Source organism: Novosphingobium marinum (assembly GCF_013408095.1).
Lineage (GTDB): Bacteria > Pseudomonadota > Alphaproteobacteria > Sphingomonadales > Sphingomonadaceae > Novosphingobium > Novosphingobium marinum.
In genome coordinates, this window is the sequence record NZ_JACBZF010000001.1 from 443,191 (window position 1) to 468,966 (window position 25,776).

General features: G+C 65.4%; 23 protein-coding genes and 2 tRNA genes. 13 read left to right on the forward strand and 12 right to left on the reverse strand.

Annotation, left to right across the window (positions count from 1 at the left end; all coding sequences use genetic code 11):
• Nucleotides 1-77: 77 nt before the first annotated feature.
• The 3 genes from FHS75_RS02090 to FHS75_RS02100 all read left to right on the forward strand — a co-directional run bounded on the left by FHS75_RS02090 (nucleotide 78) and on the right by FHS75_RS02100 (nucleotide 4,632).
• Entirely contained in the window at nucleotides 78-3,581 is a 3,504-nt protein-coding gene (locus FHS75_RS02090; protein WP_179406064.1) for an error-prone DNA polymerase, read from the forward strand.
• 76 nt (nucleotides 3,582-3,657) lie between these two features.
• A complete protein-coding gene (locus FHS75_RS02095; protein WP_179406065.1) occupies nucleotides 3,658-3,855 on the forward strand; it encodes a hypothetical protein in 198 nt (65 codons plus the stop codon).
• 57 nt (nucleotides 3,856-3,912) lie between these two features.
• Complete coding sequence (locus FHS75_RS02100) at nucleotides 3,913-4,632, forward strand: extensin-like domain-containing protein (RefSeq protein ID WP_179406066.1); 720 nt, start codon at nucleotides 3,913-3,915, stop codon at nucleotides 4,630-4,632.
• Here FHS75_RS02100 and FHS75_RS02105 read toward each other — a convergent pair.
• Complete coding sequence (locus FHS75_RS02105) at nucleotides 4,629-6,674, reverse strand: acyltransferase family protein (RefSeq protein WP_179406067.1); 2,046 nt, start codon at nucleotides 6,672-6,674, stop codon at nucleotides 4,629-4,631. The two genes, FHS75_RS02100 and FHS75_RS02105, sit on opposite strands and share 4 nt — an antisense overlap.
• 136 nt (nucleotides 6,675-6,810) lie before the next feature.
• Here FHS75_RS02105 and FHS75_RS02110 point away from each other — a divergent pair, with 136 nt between their 5' ends.
• Both FHS75_RS02110 and FHS75_RS02115 read left to right on the forward strand, forming a co-directional pair.
• Nucleotides 6,811-7,842, forward strand: coding sequence for a S66 peptidase family protein (locus tag FHS75_RS02110; protein WP_179406533.1), 1,032 nt, complete (start codon nucleotides 6,811-6,813; stop codon nucleotides 7,840-7,842).
• Nucleotides 7,843-7,922: 80 nt separating this feature from the next.
• Nucleotides 7,923-8,645: a hypothetical protein gene (locus FHS75_RS02115; RefSeq protein WP_218845088.1), complete on the forward strand. Its 723-nt coding sequence runs from the start codon at nucleotides 7,923-7,925 to the stop codon at nucleotides 8,643-8,645.
• Nucleotides 8,646-8,655: 10 nt separating this feature from the next.
• Here FHS75_RS02115 and FHS75_RS02120 read toward each other — a convergent pair.
• The 3 genes from FHS75_RS02120 to recJ all read right to left on the reverse strand — a co-directional run bounded on the left by FHS75_RS02120 (nucleotide 8,656) and on the right by recJ (nucleotide 10,711).
• A tRNA-Glu gene (locus tag FHS75_RS02120) sits at nucleotides 8,656-8,730 on the reverse strand.
• Nucleotides 8,731-8,772: 42 nt separating this feature from the next.
• A tRNA-Glu gene (locus FHS75_RS02125) sits at nucleotides 8,773-8,847 on the reverse strand.
• 79 nt (nucleotides 8,848-8,926) lie between these two features.
• Entirely contained in the window at nucleotides 8,927-10,711 is a 1,785-nt protein-coding gene (gene recJ / locus FHS75_RS02130) for a single-stranded-DNA-specific exonuclease RecJ (protein ID WP_179406068.1), read from the reverse strand.
• Between the two features lie 106 nt (nucleotides 10,712-10,817).
• Between recJ and FHS75_RS02135 the strand changes: the two genes are divergently transcribed.
• The 3 genes from FHS75_RS02135 (at nucleotide 10,818) to FHS75_RS02145 (ending at nucleotide 12,714) form a co-directional block, all read left to right on the forward strand.
• A complete protein-coding gene (locus tag FHS75_RS02135; RefSeq protein ID WP_179406069.1) occupies nucleotides 10,818-11,300 on the forward strand; it encodes a flavodoxin family protein in 483 nt (160 codons plus the stop codon).
• Between the two features lie 103 nt (nucleotides 11,301-11,403).
• A complete protein-coding gene (locus FHS75_RS02140) occupies nucleotides 11,404-12,165 on the forward strand; it encodes a hypothetical protein (protein ID WP_179406070.1) in 762 nt (253 codons plus the stop codon).
• 3 nt (nucleotides 12,166-12,168) lie between these two features.
• Complete coding sequence (locus tag FHS75_RS02145) at nucleotides 12,169-12,714, forward strand: AHH domain-containing protein (RefSeq protein WP_179406071.1); 546 nt, start codon at nucleotides 12,169-12,171, stop codon at nucleotides 12,712-12,714.
• Nucleotides 12,715-12,717: 3 nt separating this feature from the next.
• On the opposite strand, the gene leuA is transcribed toward FHS75_RS02145, so the two are convergent.
• The 6 genes from leuA to miaA form a co-directional block, all read right to left on the reverse strand.
• Complete coding sequence (gene leuA / locus FHS75_RS02150; RefSeq protein ID WP_179406072.1) at nucleotides 12,718-14,394, reverse strand: 2-isopropylmalate synthase; 1,677 nt, start codon at nucleotides 14,392-14,394, stop codon at nucleotides 12,718-12,720.
• A 193-nt stretch (nucleotides 14,395-14,587) separates the two neighbouring features.
• Nucleotides 14,588-14,965: an I78 family peptidase inhibitor gene (locus tag FHS75_RS02155; protein ID WP_179406073.1), complete on the reverse strand. Its 378-nt coding sequence runs from the start codon at nucleotides 14,963-14,965 to the stop codon at nucleotides 14,588-14,590.
• Between the two features lie 90 nt (nucleotides 14,966-15,055).
• Nucleotides 15,056-16,075, reverse strand: coding sequence for a ketol-acid reductoisomerase (ilvC, locus tag FHS75_RS02160; protein WP_179406074.1), 1,020 nt, complete (start codon nucleotides 16,073-16,075; stop codon nucleotides 15,056-15,058).
• Between the two features lie 105 nt (nucleotides 16,076-16,180).
• Nucleotides 16,181-16,696, reverse strand: a complete 516-nt coding sequence (gene ilvN / locus FHS75_RS02165) for an acetolactate synthase small subunit (protein ID WP_179406535.1) — start codon at nucleotides 16,694-16,696, stop codon at nucleotides 16,181-16,183.
• 11 nt (nucleotides 16,697-16,707) lie between these two features.
• Entirely contained in the window at nucleotides 16,708-18,450 is a 1,743-nt protein-coding gene (ilvB, locus tag FHS75_RS02170) for a biosynthetic-type acetolactate synthase large subunit (RefSeq protein ID WP_179406075.1), read from the reverse strand.
• A 156-nt stretch (nucleotides 18,451-18,606) separates the two neighbouring features.
• The gene (gene miaA / locus FHS75_RS02175; RefSeq protein ID WP_229735463.1) at nucleotides 18,607-19,542 is read right to left on the reverse strand and encodes a tRNA (adenosine(37)-N6)-dimethylallyltransferase MiaA; all 936 of its coding nucleotides are present in this window, start codon (nucleotides 19,540-19,542) and stop codon (nucleotides 18,607-18,609) included.
• Nucleotides 19,543-19,606: 64 nt separating this feature from the next.
• Here miaA and serB point away from each other — a divergent pair, with 64 nt between their 5' ends.
• Nucleotides 19,607-20,491 (forward strand): phosphoserine phosphatase SerB, encoded by an 885-nt coding sequence (gene serB, locus FHS75_RS02180; protein ID WP_229735464.1) that lies wholly within the window; start codon nucleotides 19,607-19,609, stop codon nucleotides 20,489-20,491.
• Between the two features lie 12 nt (nucleotides 20,492-20,503).
• On the opposite strand, the gene FHS75_RS02185 is transcribed toward serB, so the two are convergent.
• Together FHS75_RS02185 and purL are read right to left on the reverse strand one after the other, a co-directional pair.
• Nucleotides 20,504-20,863, reverse strand: a complete 360-nt coding sequence (locus FHS75_RS02185) for a hypothetical protein (RefSeq protein WP_179406077.1) — start codon at nucleotides 20,861-20,863, stop codon at nucleotides 20,504-20,506.
• A 124-nt stretch (nucleotides 20,864-20,987) separates the two neighbouring features.
• On the reverse strand, nucleotides 20,988-23,204 hold the full coding sequence (gene purL / locus FHS75_RS02190) for a phosphoribosylformylglycinamidine synthase subunit PurL (protein ID WP_179406078.1): 2,217 nt from the start codon (nucleotides 23,202-23,204) through the stop codon (nucleotides 20,988-20,990).
• Nucleotides 23,205-23,290: 86 nt separating this feature from the next.
• Between purL and FHS75_RS02195 the strand changes: the two genes are divergently transcribed.
• From FHS75_RS02195 to FHS75_RS02210, 4 genes are all read left to right on the forward strand, one after another.
• Nucleotides 23,291-23,545, forward strand: coding sequence for an exodeoxyribonuclease VII small subunit (locus FHS75_RS02195; protein WP_229735496.1), 255 nt, complete (start codon nucleotides 23,291-23,293; stop codon nucleotides 23,543-23,545).
• 2 nt (nucleotides 23,546-23,547) lie between these two features.
• Nucleotides 23,548-24,456, forward strand: a complete 909-nt coding sequence (locus FHS75_RS02200; protein WP_179406079.1) for a polyprenyl synthetase family protein — start codon at nucleotides 23,548-23,550, stop codon at nucleotides 24,454-24,456.
• Nucleotides 24,456-24,980 (forward strand): pantetheine-phosphate adenylyltransferase, encoded by a 525-nt coding sequence (gene coaD / locus FHS75_RS02205; protein WP_179406080.1) that lies wholly within the window; start codon nucleotides 24,456-24,458, stop codon nucleotides 24,978-24,980. Before FHS75_RS02200 ends, coaD begins: the two co-directional genes overlap by 1 nt.
• A 124-nt stretch (nucleotides 24,981-25,104) precedes the next feature.
• The gene (locus FHS75_RS02210) at nucleotides 25,105-25,776 is read left to right on the forward strand and encodes a peptidylprolyl isomerase (protein WP_179406081.1); all 672 of its coding nucleotides are present in this window, start codon (nucleotides 25,105-25,107) and stop codon (nucleotides 25,774-25,776) included.

Consider the following 25,776-nt stretch of genomic DNA (forward strand, 5'->3'; position numbering starts at 1 on the left):
TCGGGACAAGACGAGACTCGCATCCCGATGCGCGAGAACATATAAAGAACACTCGCGCCCGATTCGCGACCTGAACCATGCCAGACGGATCGCTGACCCCTGACCGCCGCCGGATCGAAGTCGATCCGGACAGCATCGAGCCGCCGCCCCGCGCGCCGTTCGTGGAGCTTGGCCTCGTCAGCAACTTCTCGTTCCTGCGCGGCGCGTCGGATGCGGTGGACCTGGCGATGCGCGCCCGCGATCTGGGATACGACGCGATCGGCATCGCCGATGCGAATTCGATGGCGGGCGTGGTGCGCGTCCATACCGAGGCGAGGGCGCTCAAGCTCAGGCCGGTGATCGGCTGCCGGGTCGAGACGGTCGAGGGGCTGGCATTCCTTGCCTATCCGCTGGATCGCGCCGCTTATGGGCGGTTGTGCCGGCTGATCTCGGACGGACGGATGCAGACGCTGGACGGAGAGTGGCAGGAAAAGGGCGCCTGCGACATCTCGCTGGAGATGCTGGCCGGTCATGGCGAGGGCGTTCGGCTCGTCCTGCTGCCGCCGCGCGACCTGGCCGAGCCGTTCACGATCGCGACGCAAAGCAACGTCGTGCCTATAGGGGCCGAAGCGGCTTCATCGGAAGGCGCAGGAAAGCGGACCGTCCCGTTTGCCGGGGTCGTGCCGCACCTGGCGCGGCGGCTGCCCGGCTTGCGCCATATCGCTGCGTCGTACCTCTACACCGGCGACGACATCGCGCGGATCGAGGCGCTGGATGCATTGGCGAAGGCGCACGGGCTTTCGATCCTCGCCACCAACGACGTGCTCTACCACGAACCCGAACGCCGTCCCCTGCAGGACGTGATGACCGCGATCCGGCACAAGACCACGGTGGCGCGCGCCGGACTGGCGCTCGAGGCCAATGCCGAGCGGCACCTGAAATCGCCTGCCGAGATGGTCCGCCTGTTCGAGCGCTGGCCGCATGCGATCGAGGCCGCGCGCGACCTTGCCGATGCCTGCACCTTCGGCCTCGAGGAACTGCAGTACGAATATCCGGAGGAAATCTGCCCCGGCGGCCTCGACCCGCAAGGCTATCTCGACAAGCTGACATGGGAAGGCGCTCTCCGCCGCTATCCGGAGGGTCTGCCCGAAACCGTGCGCGATACCCTGGAGCGAGAGCTGGCGCTGATCGGCAAGCTGGGCCTTGCGCGCTATTTCCTCACTATCAAGGACATCGTCGATTTTGCGCGCGGGTGCGATCCGCCAATCTTGTGCCAGGGGAGGGGATCGGCGGCCAATTCGGCGGTCTGCTACTGCCTCGAGATCACCTCGGTCGACCCGGCGCGCCACGCCCTGCTGTTCGACCGCTTCATATCCGAGGAACGCAAGGAGCCGCCCGACATCGACGTCGATTTCGAGCACGAGCGGCGCGAGGAGGTCATCCAGTACATCTACGGCAAGTACGGTCGCCAGCGGGCGGGGCTCTGCGCCACGGTCATTCACTATCGCCCGCGCATGGCGATCCGCGAGGTGGGCAAGGCGATGGGCCTCTCCGAGGACGTGACCGGCGCGCTCGCCCGCACGGTATGGGGTGGCTGGGGCAGGGAGATCGGTGAGAAGCACGTTGCCGAAACCGGCATGGACGTGACCGATCCGCACTTGCGTCGCGTCCTTAAACTCACCGAGCAGATGATTGGAATGCCAAGACATCTTGGCCAGCATGTCGGCGGTTTCATCCTCACGCAGGGGCCGCTCGTCGAAACCGTGCCGATCGGCAACGGCGCCATGCCCGAGCGCAGCTTCATCGAGTGGGACAAGGACGACATCGACGAGCTCGGCATCCTCAAGGTCGACGTGCTGGCGCTGGGCATGCTGACCTGCATCCGCAAGTGCCTCGACCTCCTCGAAGCCCACCACGATCACCGCCTGACGCTCGCTACCGTCCCGCGCGAGGACCCGGAGACTTACGCGATGCTCCGCAAGGGCGATTCGCTCGGCGTCTTCCAAGTCGAAAGCCGCGCGCAGATGAACATGTTGCCGCGCCTGCGCCCGCGCGAGTTCTACGATCTCGTCATCCAGGTCGCCATCGTTCGGCCCGGCCCGATCCAGGGCGACATGGTTCATCCCTATCTCAAGCGACGGCGGGGAGAGGAGCAGGTGGTCATTCCCGCACCGGGGGCGGAGCACGGGCCGCCAGACGAGCTTTCCTCCATCCTCGAACGGACGCTCGGCGTCCCGATCTTCCAGGAACAGGCGATGAAGATCGCGCTCGACGCAGCGAAGTTCTCGTCGAAGGAAGCGAACCGGCTACGCAAGGCGATGGCGACGTTCCGCTCGCGCGGGATGGTGGACGAGTTGCAGGACATGATGGTCGAGCGGATGGTGGGGCGCGGGTACGACCGCGACTTCGCCGAGCGTTGCTTCAACCAGATTCGCGGTTTCGGCGAATACGGTTTTCCCGAAAGCCACGCGGCCAGTTTCGCCCATCTCGTCTACGTGTCGAGCTGGCTCAAGTGTCACTTTCCGGCAGCGTTCGCCTGTGCGTTGCTCAATTCGCAGCCCATGGGCTTCTACGCGCCTGCCCAGATCGTCCGCGATGCCGTCGAGCACGGCGTTCAGGTCCTGCCCGCCGACGTGAACCGGTCGGAGTGGGACTGCACACTGGAGAGCACGTCGCGAATCGCCCTTCGCCTCGGCCTTCGACAGATCGACGGGTTTCCGGAAGCGGCTGCGGCAAGGCTGGTCGCGGCGCGGGAGGACGCGGGCGACTATCCCGATGTCGCCTCGCTGAAGGAGCAGGCGGGGCTGTCCCCGGCGCTTATCGAGAAGCTGGCCTCCGCCGATGCGTTCTCCTCGCTTCGCTTGCCGCGGCGGCAGGCGCTGTGGGATGCGCGCAGCCTGATCGCGGGCAGCGACCTGCCGCTCTTCGCTGCGGCCGAGGCGCGCGACGAGGGTGCCGAGATCCGGGCAACGCAGCTTCCGGCGATGCCGCTCAGCGAGGAAGTCGTCGCCGACTACCAGACCCAGCGCCTCTCGCTGAAGGCACATCCCATGTCGTTCCTGCGGGCCGGCCTTGCCGAACGCGGCTTCGTGCGCGCCTGCGACCTGCGGGCGCGCAAGTACCGTTCGATGGTCAAGGTCGCGGGCGTCGTCCTCATCCGCCAGCGCCCCGGAAGCGCGAAGGGCGTGTGCTTCATCACGCTGGAGGACGAGACGGGTGTGGTGAACCTCGTCGTATGGCCGGACCTCAAGGAGAAGCAGCGCCGGGTGGTGATGGGGGCGCGCCTCATGGAAGTGCGCGGGCGCGTCGAGTACGACGACGAGGTGATCCACGTCATCGCCCGGCACATGACCGACGCGACCCATGACCTGCACAAGCTTTCGGAAGACCTCATCAACACGCCGATCGCGCGCGCCGATCACGTCAACAGTCCCTTGCCATCAAAGCTCAATCCGCGCGACAACCTGCGCGAGGGGAGCGAGGATCCCTACCGGCCGGTCGAACCGTGGCAGCCGCCCGGTCCGGGCAACCGCGAATGCGGCTTTCACCAGGCCCACCCGCGCGACGTGCGGATAATCCCGAAGTCGCGCGACTTTCACTGAACCGTAAGCTGCCGCTAACCATTCCTTATCCGGTTTGCACTATACCCCCTGCCGGTAATTCTCGAGAGAACGGGCAATGGCATTTCTCAAGGGACTCATACCCGGCTTCCTGCTGACCTTCGTGGTGGCGGGCATCATCGGATCGAACCGGTCGAACGGCGGCTGGCTTTCGATCGAGCACATCTATTACCAGGGTCACGACTTCTACTGGTCGTGGCCACTGTTCCTGATCGGCACCGGGATTTCCTGGGCGATCTTCGCGATGATGGAATGAATTCAGGGCAGATCGCCTAAATCCGGAGCCAGGCTGCGGGCGGGACGTTACCTGTCCATGCGGTTTCCCTTCGACAACTGGATCGTCGCGCTGCTCGTCCTCGCGGCCCTCGGCCTTGCCGCACGGGCATGGCTTCACGATCATCCCGAGCACAATCCCTGGGCACCGCTGAGCATCGACGATCCACCCGGCTGGGCAACGGCCCGCAAGGTCGCCGCGTTGCGCGACGACCCGCAGGAGTGCAGAAACTTCCTCGTTCGCAGCGATATCGCGTTCGAGGAACTGGACCCCATAGGTGAAGGACAGTGCCGACGCGACGACCGGCTTGCGCTCGATCCTGATCCCGGGGCCGGACTCGACCTGCGACCTGCGGGTGCCGCCGCGACATGCCCGGTCAATGCCGGGCTCGCCCTGTGGATGCGGCAGTCGGTCCAGCCCGCCGCACAGAGGCACCTGGGTTCGCGCGTCGAGCGGATCGGGCACCTCGGCACATATTCGTGCCGCCGGATCGGGGGTGGCGAGAGCGGCACCTGGAGCGAGCACGCGACCGGCAATTCCATCGATATCGCCGCATTCGTGCTCGAGGACGGACAGCGCATAGCCGTGCTGCAGGACTGGGACGGGGGCAACGAGGCGAGCCGGTTCCTGAGGCAGGTCCGCGACGATGCCTGCGGTATTTTCGGCACGGTGCTTTCGCCCGAATACAACGCCGCCCATGCCGACCACCTTCACCTCGACCAGGCAGGCAGAGGGCGTGGCTGGACGTTCTGCCGTTAGGGCTCGATGGTCCCGAGGAAATCGGGACGCAGCAGGTCGTTTCCGAAGCCGCTCAGGTGATCGGCATCCATGTAAAGCGGCTTGCCGTCCCGATACCCTTCGCAGGTCGCGTCCGAGCAGAGCAGGGGCGTCGGGTCCCAGACTTCGACGCCCTTGAGCCCGCGTGTCGCCTCGTCGATCGCCATGGAGACCGGCGCCATCCTCGCCTCCATATTCTCGCGCGAAACCGACGACCCGGGGGCGCAATAGGCCTGCGTCCGGTTGAACCAGTCTGCGCAGCGGTACTGGGCGACTGGCATCAGCGGCTTGGCATCCTCCACGATCACCCGCGCACCGCCGGTGGCAATGGCTTCGATACGGCGGCGATTGGCCGAGACGATGCGGGGGCCGAGATCGGCGTACTGGTAGGGAATCGCCTCACCGGTCCAGTTGTCGCGCATGCGCGGCGTGTGCAATGCCGAGAGGAACACCACGTCGCCGGCGGTGGCCGTCCGGGCGACTTCTTCCTGCGCAGCGCGTGCGAAGTCCTCGCAGCCGTTCGGCAACCGCTCGAAGCGGAAATTGAGGATGCCGCAGCCATTGCGGGTGAGAAGTCGCACGTCCCACCGCCCCGTCTCGGCGGCTCCCCAAAGCATGCGCTGGTAAGCTCCGGCGTGCGAATCGCCGATAACGATCAGCCTTGGAGCATCGTCAACGGTGCAGGGCGCGTCGAATGCGATGGACAAGCCGCCCGCGAACGCTTCCTGCGTCATGGTCGCCGCGCACGGTCGGTCTCCCGCAGGCGCGCTGTAGGGGTTCCAGGTTTCGAGAGCGCTCGCCGCGGCAAGGCTCAGTTGCGGCTTTAGCGACTTGCCCTGAATGCAGACCGCAACGGCCAGCGCCGCGAGGCCTGCCACGTGCACGAGCGAAGCGCCCTTGCGCGAGCCGCGCGTCCGGAATGCGATCTCGACGAAGCGATAGCTGGCCCAGCCCATCGCGAACGTCAGGGCGATTGCCAGCAGCTTCAGGCCCGGACTGTCGAGGCCGACCGTCCAGCGCATGAATACCGTCACTCCCCAGTGCCAGAGGTAGAGCGAATAGCTGATCGTTCCGATCCAGAGAGGCACCGGGCTCGCCAGCAGGCGCCAGACAAGGGTATCGCGCCATAGCCACACGCACGCGATCAGGGCGGCGCTAGCAAGGCAGGGAAGCAGCGCCCCGGGGTAGGGGAAGCCGCCTTGCGCGGTCGCCCAACAGGCCCACAGGACGAGCAGGAGCGCGATCCAGCTTCCCGTCTCGCGCACCGGTTCGCTGGCCGGCATTCCCGTCGCGCCGCGCTGTTCCAGCGCAACGCGAAGCAGGAGGCCGAGCGCCAGCTCCCAGAAACGCGTGGGCAACATGTAGAACGCGAAAGCCTGGGCTTCGGGCGTCCGGGCGGCGGCGTAGGCCAGCGAGGCTGTCGCGGTGACGGCGACCGCGATCAGGGTCCAGCGACGGATCGCGCTTTTCTCATGGACCAGTAGCGGAAACGCGAAGACCGAGAACAGCAGGTAATACTGCTCCTCGACCGCAAGGGACCATGTATGCGTGAAGGGGTTGAACCCGTTGGCGACGCCGAAATAGTCGCCGGAACTTTCCAGCAGCGCGAAGTTGCTAAGCCCGAATACCGCCCATAACGCCGTGTCCTCGAACGTGCGTGTCGGCGCGACGAAGGGGATCAACAGCACGCTGAATGTCGTCGCGACGATGATGTAGGCTAGGGCTGCCGGGAAAATCCGCGCGATGCGCCGCCGGTAGAAGTCGGCCACGAACTGGCGGTAGCTCCCGGCCTGCCGTTCCATCACCGAATGGGCGACGACGAAACCCGAAATGACAAAGAAGACGTCGACGCCGACGAAGCCGCCCGGCATCCAGCTTTCGTCGATGTGGAACAGCAAGACTGCAAGGACCGCGATGGCGCGCAAGCCCGTGATCGCGGCAACGTGCTCGGCGGCCTGTGCAGGCGCGGTCGCCCCGGCTGGAGCCTGGACGGTGGGCGCTGTCGCGAGAGCTTTGGAGGCCATCGGGTTTCCGGAAAGGACCAGTTCGAACCGGACCGCTCTACCCGCCGAGGCGTTAAATTCGCGTCAACCATGAACGATAGGCGCCGTGGACGATTTCCTGTCGCTCGCGGCGCAGTTCCTCGCTAGCCTGAGCGGAATGTTGACCAGACGTTCGGCCATCGGCGGGATCGGCGCCGCCGCAATCCTGTCCGCTCTGCCCTTTCAGGCAACGGGCCAGCCCAAGCGCAAGCCACCGAGGCTCGTGCCCGGCGATACGGTAGGCCTCATCGCACCCGCTGGTTTCGTGGCCGATCGCTTCGGCGTCGAAACCGTCGAGGAGACGGTGCGGGCAATGGGTCTCGCGCCGAAAACGGCACCGCACGTTCTGAAGCGCAACGGCTATCTCGCGGGCACCGATGCCGAGCGGGCAGCCGACATCAACGCCATGTACGCGGACGATGCGGTCAAGGCTGTCTTCGCGATCCGGGGCGGGTGGGGATGCGCGCGGATACTCCCCTATCTCGATTACGAGACGATCCGCGGCAATCCCAAGCTGCTCGTCGGGTCTAGCGACATCACCGCACTCCACCTCGCCTTCGCCGCACGAGCCGGGTTCGCCACGGTCCACGGACCCGGGGTTTCGGCATCGTGGCCCGACAGGACCTGGCAGGCGTTTCGCACCATCGCTTTCGAGGCGGCGACGCCAACCTACAGCCTGCCCGAAGCGCGGGAAGACCGGCTGGTCCAGCGCCTCAACAGGACGACGACTTTCCGACCCGGTACGGCGCGCGGGCGCTTGCTGGGCGGCAACCTTTCGGTGCTGTCGGCGCTGGTCGGCACTCCCTACCTCCCGGATTTTTCCGGCGCGATCCTGTTTCTCGAGGACGTGAACGAGGCCGAATACAGGATCGACCGCATGCTGACGCAGCTCGCGCTCGCCGGCGTCCTTGGGAAAGTATCCGGAGTCGTCTTCGGTGCCTGCACCAACTGTTCCAATCCCGGACCGTCCTATGGCAACTTCACGATCTACGAGGTGCTCGACCATCACCTGGGGGCGCTCGGCGTACCGGCGTTTCAGGCGGACCTGTTCGGCCATATCGCCGGAAATCTCAGCCTCCCGGTGGGAATGGAGGCCGAAATCGATGCCGAGGCCGGCTCGATTCGCATGCTCGAGCCGGCGGTAGGTTGACGTGTGTCAATCGAACTGACCCAATGTTCGAATACGGTGGCCGCGATGTTGCCGGTCGCAGGTGGAATGGAGGTTCAAGTATGTCACGGGGAAGAAACGCATTTGCGATGATTGTCGCTCCGCTGGGCCTCATGGCGGCGGGGTGCTCGGCCGATGAGGCGACGCAGGCCGACGTATCCGACGAACCGGCGGCCGAATCCTCTGCCGTGGCCTTCCCGGAAAGCCTCGCAGCTTTCGGCGATGGCTATCCGGCGACCGGGGACGAGTGCCGGAGACTCGGAGAAAGCGAAGCCACGTCGAAATGGCTCGACGACAGCGCCACCCTCGCAGGTTGCCCCACCGAAGCAGGCGCCCGCGCGCTCGGCGGAGAGATCGTCGGCACGGTGGAGGGCATAACCATCGTCTCGGTGCCGATGGGCGATGCCAATGCCGGTATGGGAGAGGGCGGTGCGGGTGGAGCGGCGTCCGCCGGTGACGCAGACGCGCTGGTTCCCGGAACGCAGTACAACGCGACCGCGCAAATCCGCTGCGGCTTCGAGGGCGCCGGCACGCCGCTAAGCTGCGCAGCAGGCGTGAAGCGCAAGTGGGGAGAGGACGGCACAACGCTTGTCGAAGTCACCAGGGCCGACGGCAGGAAGCGAGCGATCTTCTTCCGCGGGACCGAGGCCTATGGCGCCGACAGTGCGCAGGCCGATGGTTCGGCAGGCTGGGACTTTGTCGCGAACCGACAGGGCGACGAAACAACGATCGAATACGGCCCTGAGCGTTACGTCGTGCCCGACGCATTCGTCGAAGGCGGCTGACCTGGAAATCTGGTGACCCCTACGGGAATCGAACCCGTGTTTCAGCCGTGAGAGGGCCGCGTCCTGACCGCTAGACGAAGGGGCCACGGAGGGCTGTTCGGCGGACCTTCGCAGATGGAGCGAAGGATGGTGACCCCTACGGGAATCGAACCCGTGTTTCAGCCGTGAAAGGGCCGCGTCCTAACCGCTAGACGAAGGGGCCGTGCCGAGCTTGCACCCGAGGCAGGCCGCGCACTTAGGCAAGCGAGGCTGGAGGGTCAAGCCCTTCAACGACAAATCCGTCAGTCCGCCCAGGCGGCATCCTCCAGATGGAGCTCGGCCGCTGGACGCGAACCCCAGTCGTCGATCTTCGCGCGTCCTGCAAGCCATAACCGCCGGCCCGCCGATCCATGGAGAAGAGCTTGGCCCATCTCGCTTTCGGCCGCACGAAAGGCGATGGCCTTGAACCGCGATCCGTCCTCTCCGCCCGCAATCAGGCGCACGTGATCGGTGCCGACGAGGTCTGCCTTGACGAGCCGCACCGGGCCGATGGCGACACGCGGGCCGGGCCAGCCAATGCCGAACGGTCCTGCGCTTTCGAGCGTCGTCACGAGATCCGGGGTCAGGCCACCGGGCGCGAGGGCAAGGTCGAGGAGCATCGATTGCGATGTCATCGCGGACTGCACGGCGCTCCCGAGTTTCTCGTCCAGCCAGTCGCCAAGCGCGTCGAGCTTGTCGGCGTCCACGCTGAGCCCCGCAGCCATCGCATGTCCGCCGCCCGCAACCAGAAGTCCGGCCTCGCGCGCGGCAATGATCGCAGCGCCGAGGTCCACTCCCGCGATGGACCGCCCGGATCCCTTGCCGTGCCGGTCGTCGTCCAGCGCAACCACGAGGGTCGGTTTGCCGGTCTTTTCCTTGATCCGTCCGGCGACAATCCCGATCACCCCCGGATGCCATCCCGTGCCCGCAACGACGATTACCGCGCGGTTGTGCTGCCGCTCCAGCTGCAACTCGGCGGCTTCCTGGACGGCGGCCTCGATGGCGCGCCGTTCCTCGTTGAGCCGGGAAAGCTGCTCGGCGATGGCGCGCGCCTCGTCCGGATCGGCGGTTGACAGCAAGCGCACGCCGAGCGTCGATTCGCCGACGCGGCCGCCGGCGTTGATCCGGGGGCCGAGCGCGAAGCCAAGATCGCTGCAGGTCGGCGCGCGGTTGAGCCGGCTTGCATCGATCAACGCCGCCAGCCCGATGTTCTCCCGCCTCGCCATGACCTTGAGCCCTTGCGCGACGAGCGCTCGGTTGAGGCCATGCAGCGCCGCGACGTCTGCGACGGTGCCCAGTGCGACGAGATCGAGCAGCCCGAGCAGGTCGGGTTCGGGCCGCTCGGCGAAATAGCCGCGCTTACGCAAGGTGCGGACCGTCGCTACCGCAAGCAGGAATGCGACACCGACGGCAGCCAGATGGCCGTGCCCCGCGGCGACAGGCCCCTCGTCGAGCCGGTTGGGGTTCACCAGCGCAGCCGCGCGGGGAAGTTCGTGCGAGCACTTGTGATGGTCGACCACGATGACGTCGACACCGGCTTCTCCGGCCATCGCCAGCGCCTCGTGCGCCATCGCGCCGCAATCGACCGTGACGATGAGGCTGCTGCCTTCCTCGGCTATGCGTACCAGCGCCTCGCCCGAGGGGCCGTAGCCTTCCAGAAGCCGGTCGGGAATGTAGTGGCGGGCATCGTGGCCGAGCATGGCCAGCAGCCGGATCATCAGGGCCGAACTCGTGGCTCCGTCTACATCGTAATCGCCATAGACGGTGATGGTCTCCCGCGCGAGAACGGCTTGCGCAATCCGCTCGGCGGCTGCGTCCATGTCCCGGAATTCGGAAGGATCGGGCAGGAACGCCCGAAGCGAGGGGCTGCGATGGCGCTCGATGTCCTCCGCCGCCACGCCCCGCGACAGCAGAAGCTGGGTGACGATGTCGGTATCGAGCCCGGCCGGTCCGCTCGCCGCCAGGTCCATGTTCCCGCCGCGCCAGCGCCAGCCCTTGCCGGAGAGGGATCGTTCTATGCCGAAGACATGGGAAACAGGTAGGCTCATTGCCTCGGACTAGCTTATCGAAACGTCTCTTCAAAGGGTTGGCGCATCGCTTTCGACGGGCGTTCGGGGTGTTGCCTTTCGCATCGTGGAGGCCGATGTGGCGGACATGGCGGAAAATCTCCTTGTCGTCTGGCATTCGCGCACAGGAACGGCACGGGCACTTGCAGAGGCGGCGCATCGGGGCGCCGGCGAGGATGCGCGGCTCGTGCCTGCCGAGAAGGCGCAGCCCTCCGATCTGCTGGGCGCGGGCGGGTACCTGTTCTGCTGCCCGGAGAATCTGGCGACGATGAGCGGGATGATGAAGGAAATGTTCGACCGCTGCTACTACCCCGTCCTGGGGCGGATCGAGGGGCGACCGTATGCCACGCTGATTGCCGCCGGATCGGACGGAACGGGGGCGCAGGCGCAGATCGACCGGATCGCAACCGGATGGCGCCTGCGGCGCGTTGCCGATCCCGTGATCGTCAACATGGATGCGCAGACACCCGAGGCGATTCTCGCGGAGAAAACCGTTCCCGAAAACCGTATCGAGGAAGCGCGCGAACTCGGCGAAGCGATGGGCGAAGGCCTGCGATTAGGCATTTTCTAAGCCGATCCCGCCAAATGCGAAGCGATATTGTCTTTGCGGGACTCGACGCATGCGGGGAATTAGTGCCAATGCCCGAACCGGTTACGGGTTAGGGACGGCGCAAGTGGCCAATGGTACGATTGCTGGAAGGGGGCGGGCCGGGCGCGGCATGTCGCTGCTCTTCGCCGCGGGCGAGCGTCCCGATGCGACCGCGGTCGAAGATGCGCTCGAAAGTGCAGCCGCGAATGGTGTCAAGAGCAGCATCTCGTACCGTCCCGACGTCTCCGAAGGATGGCTCGAGCTCCTGTCCAGCGGTCTGACATTCGATCTGGTCGCGCTTCAGCCTGCCGACGCTCTGGTGCCGGATCGTCCGGTCCAGCGGATCGGAATGGGCGAGGAAAGCGGCAGCGGATGGGAGGCCGTTTCGCTCATGCCCGGCGAGCATATCGCCAGCGGGGCCACGATGATGCCCGTCGTACGCACCATGGCCGGATTGGGAGCAGGTCTTGCCGTTTCGCTTTCGGCGCGGGCGGTCTGCTGGGAACCGGCGGGCTCCTGGGTCGAACCGCACTTTTTCGCAAAGACCGTCAATGCATGGCTCGGCGGAGGCGCGTTTCCGGCGCTGGGACTAACCTCACTGACCCATAAGGCCGATGGGACCCTGCGCACGACGGGGCTTTTCCACCTCATCGGACAGGAACTGGTGCTGGAAACTGAAGGGTCCGATGGCGCTACGGCGGCCAAGCTGGCCATGCGGCTTATCGACCATCTCGTTTCCGAGGGCGCCTTGCGAGGGCAACGCAGCATGACCTTGCCCGACGGCGTCACGCTGATCGCATCCGCCGAGGAAGATCCCGGCACGCTCTGGGTCCGTATCGCGAGTTGAACGATGACCGGGGGCTTCGATAGGACGCGGATACCGTTCCGCGCGGTAAACCGCCGCGGTGCTCCGGACTACGATCCCGGATTGCAGAGGCATCACCTGCTTCCGCGCCAACTGCTGTCGAAACGATGCTTTGGGCGCATGTTCGACCTGATCGGACGCAACCCCGTGGGCTTCGAGGATTTCCGGCGCAACGGGCTGCTCCTGCCCGCCAGCGACGCTGCTGCGATCCGCATGGGGCTGCCGCTTCACCGGGGGCCGCATCGCACCTACAACGAAATGGTCATCGCCCGCGTCGGCAGGATCGAACAGCTTTGGACCAGGAGGCGGGGAAGGGCTCCCGAAGCGGCACTGGAACAGGCCCTCATGCAGTTTGCGTTGCTGCAGAAGGCGCTCCGCAGAAGGCTGCTCGATACGGATGCGCGGCCGATCACACTCAATCGGCGAGATCCCTTCGGCCAGCCGCTAGACTTTTCCGATCTCGACGCGATGGCCGAATTGCTCTGGCAAGGGTCGGAGAGCGCGACGGCCGCGCTGTCCGCCGCTACCTGACCATCAGCCTTCCGCAGCCATGTTCGCAGCGCTAAGCACGGCGCGCACGCTCGCCGTGGCAACGTCCTCGTCGATGCCGACGCCCCATATCGTGCTGCCGGATGCGGTGACGCATTCGACGTAGGCCGCCGCGCGAGCATCCGATCCGTGCCCCATCGCATGTTCGGAATAGTCGCGCACCTCGAGCTTCACGCCGAACGCCTGGTCGAGGGTGGCGATGACCGAGGAGATGAGGCCGTTGCCGCGCCCCGACACCGTCTGGACCTTGCCATCGACGCCGATCTTGCCCGAGAATACGCGCGAGCCATCGGGCGCGCGGGTCTCGTCGTAGCCGACAAGCTGATAGTGCTGCGGGTCGTTCAGGCGGTAAACGCGCTGGAACACGTCCCAGATGTCCCCGGCCTGCAACTCACGGCCGAGCTTGTCGGCCAGCTCCTGCACATGGCGGGAGAAATGCGCCTGCAACCGCTTGGGCAGCTTGAGGCCCTGGTCCTGCTCTATCACCCAGGCGAACCCGCCCTTGCCGGATTGCGAGTTGACCCGGATCACCGCCTCATACGTGCGGCCGAGATCCGCCGGATCGATCGGCAGGTACGGAACCGCCCAGAATTCGTCGTTGCGCGTTTCCTGCGCGGCGAAACCCTTCTTGATGGCATCCTGGTGACTGCCGGAGAACGCGGTGAAGACCAGTTCGCCGCCATAGGGATGGCGTTCGGGGACCTTCAACTGGTTGCAGTACTCGACGGTGCGGATGACCTCGTCGATGTCCGAGAAATCCAGGCCCGGATCGATGCCTTGCGTGTACAGGTTGAGCGCCACGGTCACGAGGCAGCAGTTGCCCGTGCGCTCGCCGTTGCCGAAGAGGCATCCTTCCACCCGGTCCGCGCCTGCCATCAGGCCGAGCTCGGCCGCCGCAACGCCTGTCCCGCGATCGTTGTGCGTATGGAGCGAGACGACCGCGCTCTCGCGGTTGGGAAGGTTGCGGCAGAAATACTCGATCTGGTCGGCGTAGATGTTGGGCGTCGCCGCCTCGACCGTGGCCGGCAGGTTGAGGATGATCGGATGTTCGGGCGTGGGCTGGAGGACCGCCATCACCGCCTCGCAACATTCGATGGAGAAATCGACCTCGGCTGTCGAGAACGTCTCGGGCGAGTATTCGAAGTGCCAGTTGGTATCGGGATAGCGCGCGGCCTGGTCGCGCAGCACCTTCGCGCCGTTCTGCGCGATCTGGCGCACTTCGGACCGGTCCATGCCGAAGACGACCTGCCGCCACAGCGGCGACACGGCGTTGTAGAGGTGGACGATCGCCGCATGCGCGCCTTCCAGGCTCTCGAACGAACGCTCGATCAGGTCGGCGCGCGACTGGGTGAGGACCTGCACCAGCACGTCTTGCGGCACGCGTCCGGATTTCACCAGACCGCTGATGAAATCAAACTCCGTCTGCCCGGCGCTCGGGAAGCCGACCTCGATTTCCCTGACCCCGATCTTCACGAGGAGGTCGAAAAAGCGGTTCTTCTTCTCCGCCCCCATCGGATCGATCAGCGCCTGGTTGCCGTCGCGAAGATCGGTCGAGAGCCAGCGAGGCGGCTGCGTGATCGTGCGGCTCGGCCATTGCCGGTCGGGCAGGTCGATCTGGGGGAAGGGCCTGTACTTGGCCGCGGGGTCTTTCAGCATGGTCATGGCGATACTCGTTCGGCGGTTCTGCGAAGGTCTGTTTCCATCCCCTGGGCGCCGTGACGCGCCCGGCTCACCGACGCGTCAGCTCACGCCCAAGGGCGGGTAAGTCGCAGGGTTAGGCCAAGCCGAATGATCATGCCGCAGCCTATGCGGTGCGCGGTCCCAAAAGTAAAGTGCCGGGAACCCTCCAGGCGTATCAGCCGCAGCGCAGGTCGCGGATGACGCCGGTGGTGTCGATCATAACGTTCAGGCGGTCTGCCCGATTGTCCATCGTCACGACGTCGTTCGGTGTCACGAAGCGGATGCCAGCCGGAGCCTTCTCGCCAAGTGCAGCGGTGATCCGGTCGCGCACTTCGGGCGTGTCGGTCTGGCCGACGAACTCTGCGCCGTCGGGCGCTCCGCAGGTCGAGGCGGCGGGGTCCGTTACCGTGCCGGGTTCCACCGCCGGGGTCGGTGACGCGGTCGGCACTACGATCTCGAAGTCGTCCTCGGACTCGCCTGCCTGCTGGTTGCAGGCGGCAAGCGCCAGACACGATGCAAGAGCCAGAGCGAGGGGCTTAACGGCTATCGACATGGAACGCATTGCTATCGACCTTCCACCAATCATGACCTGTCCGGTCCGAAACCGACTCCGGAAATCCCGGAGCCGGCGCGGCAATTAGCCTCAGTTCTTTTCCTTGTCGACGAGCTTGTTGGCTCCGATCCAGGGCATCATGGCACGCAGGCGCGCGCCGGTTTCCTCGATCGGGTGGGCCGCCGCGGCCTTCCGGCTCGCCTTCAGTTCGGGCTGACCGGCGCGGTTGTCGAGGACGAAGTTCTTGACGAACCTGCCCGACTGGACGTCGGCGAGGACGCGCTTCATCTCGGCCTTGGTCTCGTCGGTGATGATGCGCGGACCGATGGTGATGTCGCCGTATTCGGCAGTATTCGAGATCGAATAGCGCATGTTGGCAATGCCGCCCTCGTACATCAGGTCGACGATCAGCTTCACTTCGTGCAGGCATTCGAAATAGGCCATTTCCGGTGCGTACCCGGCCTCGACCAGCGTTTCGAAACCGGCCTGGATCAGGTGGGTCAGGCCGCCGCAGAGGACCGCCTGCTCACCGAACAGGTCGGTTTCGCATTCCTCGCGGAAGTTGGTCTCGATAATGCCCGAACGGCCTCCGCCGACGCCGGAGGCATAGGCAAGAGCGATGTCGTGCGCGTTGCCGGTCGCGTCCTGTGCGATGGCGACAAGGCAGGGAACGCCGCCGCCGCGCTGGTATTCGGAGCGGACGGTGTGGCCCGGGCCCTTGGGCGCGATCATGATCACGTCGATGTCCGCGTTCGGCTCGATGAGGCCGAAGTGGATGTTGAGGCCATGCGCGAAGGCGAGCGCCGCGCCGGGGCGGATATTCGCCTGGAGGTCGTTCGCCCAGACGGCGGCCTGGTGCTCGTCGGGGGTGAGGATCATGATGATGTCGGCCCAGGCGGCCGCATCGGCATTTGTCATGACCTTGAAGCCGGCGCCTTCGGCCTTCTTGGCGGTCGCCGAACCCTCGCGCAGCGCGACGGCCACTTCCTTGACGCCCGAATCGCGCAGGTTCTGGGCATGGGCATGGCCCTGGCTGCCGTAACCGACGATCGCGATCTTCTTGTCCGTGATCAGGTTGATGTCGCAATCGGCGTCGTAATAGACCTTCATCGTTCTACCCCTTGGTCCGCCTCCGCTGGCGAAGGCTCTGGAAAGAATGCCGTCGATCCCGCTTCCCGTCAGGCGAGGGCGGCGACGGCGGTTTGCTGGAACTGGTCAGGGAGCCTCGGCTCCCCGCATCATGCCCACGATCCCGGTGCGCCCAACCTCGACGAGGCCGAGTTCGCGCATGAGCGCGATGAACCTGTCGACCTTTTCGGGTGAGCCGGTGATCTCGAATATGAAGCTGGTGATCGTCGAATCGACGACCTTGGCGCGGAACACGTCGGCAAGGCGCAGCGCCTCGACCCGGTCGTCGCCTTCGCCCGAGACCTTGATCAGTGCAAGCTCGCGCTCGACGTGCGGGCCGAGTTCGGTGAGGTCCGAAACCCGGTGGACGGGCACCAGCCGTTCGAGCTGCGCGTGGATCTGGTCGATTTGCGAGGGAGGGCCGTGAGTGACGATCGTGATCCGGCTGACGGCATGGTTCTCGGTGATGTCGGCGACGGTCAGGCTGTCGATGTTGTAGCCGCGGGCGGTGAAGAGCCCGGCGATCTTCGCAAGGATGCCCGCCTCGTTGTCGACAACGACCGTCAGGACGTGCCGTTCGGATTCCTCGTGGTGGATTTTCATCATGTCGGCTTTCAGACCAGCGCCTTGGCTTCGTCGTCCATCGTGCCGGCGACGGCGTCGCCGTGGAGAAGCATTTCGGTATGCGCTGCGCCCGACGGGATCATCGGGAAGCAGTTCGCCTCGTTGTGGACGCGGCAATCGACGATGACCGGGCCGGGATGGTCGACCATCGCCCTGATGCCGTCATCCAGCTGGGACTGGTCCTCGATCAGGATGCCCTTCCAGCCATATGCCTCTGCCAGGCGGACGAAATCGGGCAGGCTGTCCGAATAGGAACTGGAGTACCGGCTTTCATAGGTCAGTTCCTGCCACTGGCGGACCATGCCCATCCATTCGTTATTGAGGATGAAGACCTTGACCGGCAGGCGGTACTGGCTGGCAGTCCCCATCTCCTGGATATTCATCTGGATCGATGCGTCGCCCGCGATGTCGATGACGAGGTCGTCCGGATTGCCGAGCTGCGCGCCGATCGCGGCGGGCAGGCCATAGCCCATCGTCCCGAGCCCGCCCGACGTCAGCCAGCGGTTGGGACTGAAGAAGTGAAAGTGCTGCGCCGCCCACATCTGGTGCTGGCCGACCTCGGTCGAGATGATCGGGTCGCGATCCTTCGTCAGCTCGAAAAGCCGCTCTACCGCGAATTGCGGCATGATAATCGTATCGGGTTTCGGGTAAGCGAGGCTCCTGCGCTCGCGCCACTCGCCGACCTCGGCCTGCCACTTCGAGAGGTCGCCTGCCTTGCGCGATCCCCATGCATCCAGGATCTGGCCGAGCACCTTGGCGCAATCGCCCACGATGGGAAGATCGACGACAACCGTCTTGTTGATCGACGCACGATCGATATCGATGTGGATCTTCTGCGAATGCGGCGAGAAGGCGTCGAGCCTGCCGGTGACGCGATCGTCGAACCGGGCGCCGACCGCGATGACGAGGTCGGCCTTGTTCATCGCCATGTTCGCTTCGAACGTGCCGTGCATGCCGAGCATGCCCAGCCAGTCGGGATGGTCGGCGGGGAATGCTCCAAGGCCCATTAGCGTGGACGTGAGAGGCGCGCCGGTCTTCTTCTGAAGCTCGCGAAGCAGTTCGGTTGCGCGCGGCCCCGAGTTGACGACGCCGCCGCCGGTGTAGAGCACCGGGCGCTTCGCAGCCGCGATCATCTCGACGGCGCGCGCGATCTCGTCTTGGGTGCCTTCGACTTGCGGGGCATAGCGCGCGCTGCGGCGCGGTTCCTGGTCGGCCCATGTGGCCGAGGCGATCTGCACGTCCTTCGGAATGTCGATGAGGACGGGGCCGGGTCGACCCTCGGTCGCGATCTGGAACGCTTCCGCGATGGTGTCCGCGAGGAGCTCGGGGTCCTTAACGAGGTAATTGTGCTTGGTGCAGTGGCGCGAGATTCCGACGGTGTCGGCTTCCTGGAACGCGTCCGAACCGATGAGCGCGGTTGGCACCTGCCCGGTGATCACGACAAGCGGGATCGAGTCCATGTAGGCATCGGCGATGCCGGTGACCGCATTGGTAGCGCCCGGTCCCGAGGTGACGAGAACTACGCCCGGCTTGCCCGTCGACCGCGCGTAGCCTTCCGCCGCATGCGCGGCACCGGCTTCGTGCCGCACGAGGATGTGGCGGATTCGCTCGTCGTCGAAAAGGGCATCGTAGATCGGCAGCACCGCGCCGCCGGGGTAGCCGAAAACGAATTCGACGCCTTGCCGAACGAGGCTTTCGACCAGGATGTTTGCGCCGCTGCGCTCCTCAGTCACGTCAATGTCCTTCAAAAGCAATTCTTACCATGCCCCCGGAACAACATGACCCGGCACGACAACCGCCGTGCCGGGTCATCCTCTCCAACCCTTCGCCTTCCAGGGAGCAACTTTATTTGCGGCGCGGGTAGGGCACACAAAATAATATGTCAAGACCTAATTGCGAAACATTATGTCAATTAGGCAGTCACTCTCGAAATTTTCGGGCTTGGCTCGCTGCCAATGCGCGGGCGGCTGATGACGTAGCCAAGTATACTGCCTTTTCGCGTAGTTTCGCGTCGCCCGAGCGCCCCTCTCGCACGCTTCGCCGAGCGTCCACTCGCCACGCAGGTAGCCCGCGATTTCGGGCACCCCGATCGCGTGCATGACGGGCAGGGCAGGATCGAGGTTCCGGTCAAGCAGCGCTTCGACTTCGGCGATCGCTCCGTTTTCCAGCATCGCTTCGAACCGCGCATCGCAGCGCCGGTAAAGGGCTTCCCGGTCCGGAAGCAGAATAAGTGGCGCAACGTGAACGCTATCCGCAATGCCGCCGGCCTTCTCCTCGTGCCATTGCGCCAGAGTCCTGCCCGTCGACCGGACGACTTCGAGCGCACGGGCGATGCGCGAAGTATCGGCGGGGGCAAGCTGCGCGGCCCGGTCCGGGTCCTCCTGCAGCAGCGCTGCATAGGCGTCGACCACGGGAAGCCTGCGGACCGCATCGCGAACGGCCGGTTCGATTCCGGGGATGGGCGCGATCCCCTCGAGCAGGGTCCGGACGTACAGGCCGGTACCCCCGACGAGGATCGGCACGGCATCGAGGGAATGCACTTCCTCGATCTCGCGCCGGGCCGCTCGCGCCCAGTCGGCGGCGGAACAGGCGACCGCGCCGTCCCAGGCTCCGAAGAGACGATGCTCGATGCCCTGCATGTCCTCTTCCGCAGGCCGCGCGCTCAGCACGCAAAGGTCGGCATAGACCTGTGCGCTGTCGGCGTTCACGATCACGGCGCGCCTGCCCGCAGCCTGCAGTTCAAGAGAAAGGCGCACTGCAAGATCGCTCTTGCCGCTCGCCGTCGGCCCTGCAATGAGCGCCAGCGGCGGCCTGCCATCGGGCATGCAAGACAACAATTCGGCCCCTTCGCGCGTTGGGGGACCTGATGACGATCCAGGGGACTTAACCGTGCTCATTGCCCGGCTGATAGCAGAACCGGACGACCTGTCCGAAAAACTCGAACGCGCCCGCGCCGCGATGGAAGGGCGCGGCCTCAAACTTGCCTCGGCGGCAATGCTCGACTTCTGCAGCGAGACGATGCAGCTCGGCTTTCCCGGCGACGACGCCGACGGGCTTCGCGAAGTGGTCGACGAGGTCTTCGGGCGCTCCGACCTGCTAGTCGCCGACCATGAACCGCTAGTGCCGCGCGTGTTCGTCTCCGATATGGATTCGACCATGATCGCGGCGGAGTGCATCGACGAACTGGCCGACTTCGCGGGCATCAAGGATCGCATCGCAGACATCACCGAGCGTGCCATGCGCGGCGAGCTCGATTTCGAGGCGGCCCTGCGAGAGCGCGTCGGCCTGCTCGAAGGGTTGTCCGAGGCGGCCATCAACGAATGCCTCGAAACCCGGATCGCGATGATGCCGGGAGCGCGAACGCTGGTGCAGACGCTGAAGGACAAGGGTTGCCGCACGATCCTCGTCACCGGCGGCTTCCACCAGTTCGCCGATCCGGTCGCCGAGCAACTGGGCTTCGACGAAGTCGTAGCCAACCGGCTCGAGGTTGCGGGCGGCAAGCTGACGGGGGGGCTAGATGGTCCGATCACCGACAGTTCGGTGAAGAAGCGGTCATTGCTAGATGCCATGAACGTGCTAGGCGACGGCGCGATGAGCCTCGCCCTGGGCGATGGTGCAAACGACATCCCGATGATCGAGGCGGCGACTTATGGCATTGCCTATCGTGCGAAGCCGAAAGCGCGCGCAGCCGCCGACGGCTGGATCGACCGCGGCGACCTCACCGCGATCCTCCAGCTCCTCGGCATCAAGCGCGAGGAATGGACGTGGGATTGAAGCCGGACGGGGCTAGCGGGTCTGCACGTAGGTCTCGCCGCTCGCTTCGTCGTACGTGATGATCGCAGTTGCGAATCGGCAGAGGTTGAGGCCGCCCCAGTCGTAGACGTAGCCATCGGCATAGACGATGCGCATGTCCCAGATGCAGGTGTTGGCCGAACGGCTGAAATCGATGCGCCATTGACGCCCGTTGGCAAGTCCCGACCTGCCCAGCAGGTTTTCCTCCCAATCGTTTGTATCGGAGGGCGAAATATAGATCTGGGCCAACGGATAGCCGGTCCGATTGACGATCGTCAGAACTTCTTCGGCGCTGGCTGGCAGGGCAGCGAAAAGAGCGCTCAGCGCGGCGAGAAACGCAGCAATTCTCTTCATGAAAATTCCCCCGAAATAGCGTGCCCCGAAAAGAGACTAACGCAGGGGGCGGGTTCGGCAAGCCAATCGTGCAGCGCTACCGGTTTTCGCGGTGGGGTACCGGAATAGCCCGCCGGCATGGTCCTCAGTCTTCCATCCAGTCGCGGAAGAAGCTCTCATGGGCTTCGCGCAGCTCGGCGAGTTCGAGCGAGGCGTCCCCGCGGATCGATCGGAAGACGGCCCGCGCGCCGCCGGTCTGGCCGAGCGCGATTGCAGACAGTCCGGCCTTCTCGACCACTTCCTCGACCATCGCCGGGACACTGGTCGTGATGACGTAGCGCGCCTGATCCTCGCCGAACCAGAATGCCGCGGCGGACAAGCGATCCTCCGGCATGGCGACAGCGAACCCGATGTCTCCGGCAAGCGCCATTTCGGCCAGCGCCACTGCAAGGCCGCCGTCCGAGCAATCGTGCACGGCCGTGACGCTGCCCGCCGCGATCAGTTCCCGTACCGTCTCGCCGGCGCGCCGCTCGAGATCGAGGCCAACGGGCGGAGGCGGACCTTCCTCCCGGCCATGAAGTTCGCGCAGCCAGAGCGACTGGCCGAGGTGTCCCGTCTCGCCTCCGATGACGAGGATCGTCTCGCTTTCGGCCTTGAAGCGTAGGGTCGCCATGTGCTCGTGATCGTCGAGCAGGCCTACACCGCCGATCGCGGGCGTCGGCAGGATGGCCGAACCGCCGCCGGTTGCCTTCGATTCATTGTAGAGCGAGACGTTGCCGGAAACGATCGGGTAATCGAGCGCCCGGCATGCCTCTCCCATGCCTTCGAGGCAGCCGACGATCTGTCCCATGATCTCGGGGCGCTGGGGATTGGCGAAATTGAGGCAGTTGGTGATGGCGAGCGGCCTTGCGCCGACCGCACAGATGTTGCGCCAGGTTTCCGCGACCGCCTGCTTGCCGCCCTCGACCGGATCGGCAAAGCAGTAGCGCGGAGAGCAGTCGGTGCTGATGGCGATCGCCTTTCGCGTGCCGTGGACGCGAACGACAGCAGCATCGCCGCCCGGTTTCTGCAGTGTATCCGCGCCGACCTGGCTGTCGTACTGACGCCAGATCCACTCGCGCGAAGCGAGGTCCGGACAGCCCATGAGAGCTTTCAGGTCGCTCGCCACATCCTCGCATTCGGGCACGGCTGCGAGCGGGGCAGGGCTGTTCGTAGGCACGTGCGGCCGGTCGTATAAAGGCGCCTGCTCCGCCAGCGGGCCGAGCGGGATGTCGCACACGGTCTCGCCTTCGAAGTCCAGGACCATGCGCCCGGTATCGGTGACTTCGCCGATGACTGCGAAATCGAGCTCCCACTTGCGGAATATCGCTTCGGCCATCGCTTCCTTGCCGGGCTTCAGGACCATGAGCATCCGCTCCTGGCTCTCGCTCAGCATCATCTCGTAGGGCGTCATCCCCTCCTCGCGGCAGGGCACGCGGCTCATGTCGAGGCGGATGCCGGCCTTGCCGTTCGTCGCCATCTCGACGCTCGACGAGGTGAGGCCGGCCGCGCCCATGTCCTGGATCGCGACGATGGCGTCTGTCGCCATCAGCTCGAGGCACGCCTCGATCAGCAACTTCTCGGTAAAGGGATCGCCGACCTGCACGGTCGGGCGCTTTTCCTCGGTATCCTCGCTGAAGTCGGCGCTTGCCATGGTCGCGCCGTGGATGCCGTCGCGGCCGGTCTTCGATCCCACGTAGACGATGGGGTTACCGACGCCGGTCGCCGCCGAATAGAAGATGCGGTCGGCGTCCGCGATCCCGACGGTCATGGCGTTGACGAGGATGTTGCCGTCGTAAGCCTTGTGGAAATTCGTCTCGCCGCCGACTGTCGGCACCCCGACGCAGTTGCCGTAGCCGCCGATCCCCGCGACGACCCCTTTGACGAGGTGCTTCATCTTGGGGTGCCCGGGGCGACCGAAGCGCAGCGCGTTCATGTTGGCGATAGGCCGTGCGCCCATCGTGAACACGTCGCGCAGGATGCCGCCCACGCCCGTCGCGGCCCCCTGGTAGGGTTCGATGTACGACGGATGGTTGTGGCTCTCCATCTTGAAGATCGCGGCAAGCTTCGTCCCGTCGGGGCCGTCGCCGATGTCGATGACCCCGGCGTTCTCGCCCGGTCCGCAGATCACCCACGGCGCCTCTGTCGGCAGCTTCTTGAGATGGATGCGGCTCGACTTGTAGGAGCAGTGCTCCGACCACATGACCGAGAAAATCCCGAGTTCGACCAGGTTGGGTTCGCGACCGATCGCGCTCACGACGCGGTCGTATTCCTCGGGGCTGAGGCCATGCGCCTCGACGACTTCGGGGGTGATTCCGGACATGGCCCAGCGCCTTAGCGAGGTCCATCGCGGGACGCTAGAGACCGGCGCGCTTGACCGGCGTCCGGAGCGTCGTCATTGCTAGGCGGATGAAGGAAATCGACGGCGAAATCGGGAAAATGAGCTTCGAGGACGCTCTGCGCGCACTCGAGACGGTGGTACGCGATCTCGAGAGCGGCGATGTGCCGCTCGACGATTCGATCAGCCTGTACGAACGTGGCGAAAAGTTGCGCAAGCACTGCCAGGCGCGGCTCGATGCAGCGCAGGCGCGGATCGAGAAGATCGTGGCCGGGCCGGACGGTCAGCCCGCCGGAACCCAGTCGTTCGACGGGCCGGGGGCTTGATCGTGGGTCTTGCTCCGGTTTCAGACGACGTGCTCGCCGACGGCCTCAAACGCATTGCCGCCGAGATCGACGAGGCATTCGATGCCCTCCTGCCGGTTCCGCTCGATGCCCGCGCAAAGCTGGTCGAGGCGATGCGCTATGCCGTTATCGGCGGTGGCAAGCGGGTGCGGCCGCTCCTGCTGGCATCGACCGCCGAGATGTACGGCGTCGACCGCGAAGCCGCCATCCGTGCCGGGGCGGCGATCGAATCGATCCACGCCTATTCCCTGATCCATGACGACTTGCCGTGCATGGACGACGATGCCCTGCGGCACGGCAAGCCCACGGTACACAAGGCTTTCGACGAGGCCACGGCGGTCCTTGCCGGCGATGCCCTGCATGCCTTCGCGTTCGAGGTCCTGGCCGATCCCGCGATCAGCAGCGACCCGTTCGTGCGCATCGAACTGGTGCGTGCGCTCGGCCATGCCAGCGGCTTCCAGGGCATGGCAGGCGGTCAGATGATGGACCTTGTGGCAGAGGGCGAGGAATTCGATCTGCAGACGATCACCCGTCTCCAGCAGTTGAAGACCGGCGCGCTGCTCGGCGCCGCCGTGGAGATGGGCGCGATTCTGGGCCATGTGCCGGCGGAGGGCCGCACTCACCTGCGCGGCTATGCGCGCGACATCGGTCTGGCTTTCCAGATCGTCGACGACCTGCTCGATCACGAGGGCGACGAGGAAGCCGCGGGCAAGGCGCTTCGCAAGGACGCGGCTGCCGGCAAGGAAACGTTCGTGTCGCTGCTGGGTGCGGAGCGTGCCCGCGATCAGGCGCGCATGCTCGTCCATCAGGCGATCGAGCATCTTTCGCAGCACGGGCGCGAGGCCGACTTGCTTCGTTCGATCGCGCGCTACATCGTCGAAAGGGATCACTGATGGCGTCGCACGAGGGGGAGCGCGTCGGCGTCTATCCCGGAACATTCGATCCGATCACGCTGGGTCATGCCGACATCATCCGGCGCGGGTCCAAGCTCGTCGACAGGCTTATCATCGGGGTGACGACCAATCCTTCGAAGAACCCGATGTTCCAGCCCGAGGAACGGATCGCCATGGTCGAGCGCGAGGTCGCGAGCCTCGGCATCGACAACGTCAGCGTGGTCGGGTTCAACGCGCTGCTCATGAAATTCGCGCAGAAGCAGGGTGCGACCGTCATCGTCAGGGGCCTGCGCGCAGTCGCCGACTTCGAATACGAATACCAGATGGCGGGGATGAACCAGCAGCTCAATCCGAACATCGAGACCGTCTTCCTGATGGCCGACGTTAGCCTCCAGCCGATTGCGTCCAAGCTGGTGAAGGAAATCGCGATGTTCGGCGGAGACATCTCGCGCTTCGTCAGCGACGCAGTCTGCAACGACGTCGTTTCGCGGATCGAGACGATCGGCCGCAAGGGCGACTATTGACCGCCTCTTCCATGTGGCTCGCCGCATACCGTTCATTGCCACGACAGCGACGCGGCGCTATCCGGCGCGGCGAAAAGATTGCGGCGGGGTTTACCGTGCCGCGCAACAGGATCGAGATCTGCCGATGAAGATGCGCCCGCTTGTTTCGCTTGCCCTGGGGCTGGCAATGGTTTCCGGGTCCGCCGCCGCAGCGCAGGATGCGCCCCCGCCGCCGGCACCGGTTCCGCCGACTTTCGTCGATCCCGACGTCGCGCACGATCCGGACAATGTCGTCTATCTCGACCTGTCCAACGGGGGCCGCGTCGCTTTCCGGCTGATGCCGCTCTGGGCGCCGACGCACGTCGAGCGGGTGAAAACGCTGGTCCGTCAGGGCTTCTACGACGGTATCATCTTCCACCGCGTGATCGACGGTTTCATGGCGCAGACCGGCGACCCCACCGGGACCGGCGCGGGCGGGTCCGAACTTCCCGATCTGAAGGCCGAGTTCAACAAGCTGCCGCACCTTCGCGGCACGGTCTCGATGGCGCGGACGAACGATCCGGACAGCGCGAACAGCCAGTTCTTCATCGTGTTCTACCCGCGCTTCTCGCTAGACCGGAAATACACGGTGTTCGGTCGCGTGATCGACGGCATGGAATTCGTCGACTCCATCCAGCGGGGAGAGCCGCCTGCCAACCCCACACGCATCGTCCAGGCATCGCTGGCCAGCGACAACAAGCCCAGGCCGGGCCCGCGCGCGCCCGTCAACACTGCGGCGATCACGGCGGATCAGCTGAGCAACTCCAAGTCCGACTGA